Origin of the sequence: Tunicatimonas sp., from assembly GCF_049647865.1 — a bacterium.
Taxonomy (GTDB): Bacteria; Bacteroidota; Bacteroidia; order Cytophagales; family Cyclobacteriaceae; genus Tunicatimonas.
The window spans coordinates 1-3823 of record NZ_JBARYM010000227.1 but is presented as its reverse complement, the minus strand read 5'-3'; the positions used below and the strand labels follow the sequence as shown (position 1 = coordinate 3823).

The following is a 3823-nucleotide window of genomic DNA, read 5'->3' as shown; positions in this document are numbered from 1 at the left end:
CTACCAGCACGATCCGTTCGCGTAAAGCTCCTAGTTGACTCATTACGTAGCCAGCACCATGCTCTCCAGCCCAACTCATCCCGTGTACATCATCAATATACAGATGAAGTTGAGGATAGCGATCCATCAATGGCAACAATTGGTCTAGTGGCACTACATCGCCGAACATAGAGTACACACCATCGGCCGCATACCAAATCTTCTCGTGCTTATTGCGTAGTCGCTTTAGCATGTTCTCTAGCATGTTAATGTCATTGTGCTTCACTAGTTGTACTGAGGTACCTCGAGCTTTTAACAACTGACTAGCATTCTGCACGCTAGCATGCACCTGTTGGTCAAGAATTAGCACATCTTCATCGCGCACAATGGTAGGAATAACCCCGATATGCGCTAACGTACTGTTTTTGGTAATTACTATTGGGCTGTTATAAATCCGGCGAACTGCTTCTTCTAGCTCTTTGTAAATAACAAATGATACATAGGTCTTTGATAAAGGAAACTGAGTGCCGTAACGTTGAATAGCATCAATTGCCGCGTCTTTCAATCGCTGGTCTTGCTCTAACCCCAAATAACCCGTAGTACCAAAATGAAATAATTTCTTTCCCTCAACTTGAATGTGTCTACCATCAAAGTGATTTCCTTCGGTGTATAAATGAACCAAACCCTCTTTTTTGGCATTGAGGATTAGGTCACCGATAGTATCCAATAGATGATTATGCTTCGATTTTGCCATAATAGATAGTTTTATTTTGTAAGTGATATGACAAGATTATGCAAAAAAATAATCGGTAAATTTGCACAACTATACTTATCCTCACATGTGTAAGTATTTTTCCAACAATCATCCTTTACAATTAAAGTTTCATGTACTATTGATGTATGGAAAACCAGGTTTACGAAAATGATTTTATCTCCATACAGTTTTGTAATGGCGTACTGCATGCACAGTATAAAGTCGCTATTATAAACTTAGCCATTGCCGAGGAAGCTACAGCTTATAGATTGGACATAACTGAAGGTAGAAAGATTGCTTCTATTGTTGATATTTCCAATGTGAAACACGTAGATAAAGATGCTCGCACCTTTTTCGCTTCTTCTAAAGCGGGTAAAGACTTACTGGCGCTCGCAGTTGTTCTTAATAATCCGGTCACACGCATGATGGGTAATTTTTTTGTCAAATTCTATCGCCCAGAATATCCTTTTAGATTTTTTACCAACTCAACGGAAGCAACTGAGTGGATTGTGAGCTTTACTGACTAACTGAGCAGCTTGCAGAATAGTAAGTTACCATTTTCTTTCAATGATAGCTACGCTAACGTAAGTTCTTCTGCTTCCGTATTTTGCTTAGAAAATACTTACCTATCGCGGCAGATTATAGCTAATTTGCTTTAGAATAACCCGTATTCAACCATAGAAGTGGACAGAGTAAATTAGGGTCAAATTATTAGAGCACTTTACAAATGCTTTCGATTGCCTTTCAGAGTACCGTGTATCTCAGTCAGATTGTGCGGTTCTTATTGGGACATACAGAGCATTAATTAAGTTTTTAGTCAATAAATTGATAATGCCCCCCTCAATTCATAATTTCTCAAAAAACTTTGTGTATTTTTATTGTATTTTAACCAGTAGGCTTTAGCTTGACTTGTTCAATAGCCATCACTATAAGACAACGGAATCTATGCCCCCAAACAGAGACAAGCGAATAGATGCTATTAATCGGGCATTATTGGAAATTGCTGAAGGTAATTTTCGGCATCTGGCACCAGTTTCAGATAAATTCGATGATATTGATGCCATTGCTTCTGGTGTTAATATGCTTAGTGAAGAATTACGAGACACCGTAATTTCCCGTAACTACCTCAACTCTATTTTACAAGGTATTGTAGATATGCTTATTATTTTTGATAAGCATCTGCGCATCAAGCAGGTAAACCAGAAGGTATGTGAGCTATTAGCTCAGCCTGAATCTTACTTTATAAATCAGCCTCTAGATATACTTTTCGACGGAAGAAAAGCGAAGTTTATTACTAACCTTAAAGATTCCCTACGAAAGAAGAAGCAAATTTACAATTTAGAGGCCTCTTTCAAAATGTCTGGCTCAGGTAGATTACCGGTTACTATCTCATTGTCTAGATTGAGAGATAATCGTGAAAGTATTGGCTATGTACTCATTGCTAAAGATTTACAACATATTCAACTTACCTCAAACGCGCTACGCCAGAAGAATGACGAATTAAAAACGTTAGTATACCGAGTTTCTCATGATTTGAAAGGTCCATTAGCTAGTATGCAGGGATTGCTCCAGGTAATTGAACAAACCGAAACTGACCTACCTACCTTACAATACTACCTCACGCTTATTAAACAGAGTGCTGACAAACTCAACTCTACGCTTATGGGACTCCTTGAAATAGGCATTACGGATCGTACTAAACTAAACATGCAATCGTTTGACGTAACTTTATGCATACTTGATGTAATTGATAGTTTAGCAAACTATCCTAATCGTGAGAAAGTTAATATTACATTAGAAAATGATTCACCTGTAATATTTAAGAGTAGTGAAAAACTATTTCGTTCTATTTTACAGAATTTAGTTGAAAATAGTATTAAGTACCATAGATACATCAATAATGCACCTTACGTTAAAGTGATTACTAAACCTCGTCGAGGTGGTATTGAGATAACAGTAAGAGATAATGGCGAAGGAATGAGCAAAACCGTTTTGGATCGGGCATTCGATATGTTTTATCGTGGTAGTAGCACTTCCTCTGGAAGCGGTTTAGGGCTATTTATCGTAAAATCAAATATTGAAAAATTAGGTGGTGAAATGAAAATAAAAAGCAAAGTAGATTATGGAACAGAAATAAAAATATATCTTCCTTCTTTGGATAAATTTTAGTATCAGATGCTCTCAACTTTTAAAATACTATTAAAAAATACTCCTGAAGATATAATAGCTGTTCCTTTCTCCAATGTGACTGCTTGTCAACAACTTCTTTCTTTTATCTCGCCCACTAAAAGACAACCAAGTTATACTATTTGGCTTACTCATATTGAGCAGATTCACCGATTCGTCTACCATATTCCCAACCTTGCTTGGGAACTTATAGAATATGCTACTGAACCTTTATCATTAGTCTATAATCAGGTAAAGCCTATATTTCCGGGCGAAGAAATACCTGATGAAATTTGCATCCGATTCGTTACTGAGCAACCCCTACGTAAAGTTCTTCCTGGCCAGCAGGTTTGGCTTACATCTGCATTAAATATGCTTAAGAATAAATCTGCAATCGGGGATTGGGTAGACAGAGAAGTAGATATGAGTCGGACTATGAAAGAAAAACGCCCAGTTAGAATGATGCGCGTTTATAATGAAAATGAATTCTCCTTTATATCCTAGTTAGAGGTTGTTTTTACTCTAATAGATTGAAGATACTGGAGAGCGATTGTTCCAATAATTTCAGTTCGCTTAATTCTAACTTCTTCCAATGTACTTGTTTGGTTGTGCTTATTCATAGCGAAAATATTTTGTTGACTCTAATGTACGGATATATTCTTATAAAAAGAATATATTCCCAAAAAAAGCATTTATATTTTGCTCTTTAAAAGTATTATGTTGAATAATTGGGGACTTGAGTAATTATATCCCCATCATTTAATCATTTTTGGGTAAAAAAAACCCCGCTTTTAGTATAATTATCACCCAATTGTGCTTTATCAGCATTGGCAGCATAGTTGTAATGTAGTGTATAAGTGAGGGCATATGTAGTTTAGATTTTTTGAGCTATAGTTTTTATTTTTTAAACTGTTACTTCTGAAC

The 3823-nt window shown here is 36.4% G+C and carries 4 protein-coding genes; 3 read left to right on the top strand and 1 reads right to left on the bottom strand.

Annotated elements, in window-relative coordinates:
- Positions 1-733, bottom strand: a 733-nt coding sequence (locus WBA23_RS07060) for an aminotransferase class I/II-fold pyridoxal phosphate-dependent enzyme (protein ID WP_424581557.1), incomplete at its 3' end; no start/stop codon positions are given.
- A gap of 146 nt (positions 734-879) precedes the next feature.
- Between WBA23_RS07060 and WBA23_RS07055 the strand changes: the two genes are divergently transcribed.
- The 3 genes from WBA23_RS07055 (at position 880) to WBA23_RS07045 (ending at position 3403) form a co-directional block, all read left to right on the top strand.
- A complete protein-coding gene (locus tag WBA23_RS07055; RefSeq protein WP_424581556.1) occupies positions 880-1260 on the top strand; it encodes a hypothetical protein in 381 nt (126 codons plus the stop codon).
- 418 nt (positions 1261-1678) lie between these two features.
- Positions 1679-2902 carry a sensor histidine kinase gene (locus tag WBA23_RS07050; RefSeq protein ID WP_424581555.1) on the top strand — a complete coding sequence of 408 codons (1224 nt, stop codon included), beginning with the start codon at positions 1679-1681 and terminating at the stop codon, positions 2900-2902.
- Positions 2903-2908: 6 nt separating this feature from the next.
- Positions 2909-3403 (top strand): hypothetical protein, encoded by a 495-nt coding sequence (locus WBA23_RS07045; RefSeq protein ID WP_424581554.1) that lies wholly within the window; start codon positions 2909-2911, stop codon positions 3401-3403.
- The last annotated feature ends 420 nt before the right edge of the window (positions 3404-3823 follow it).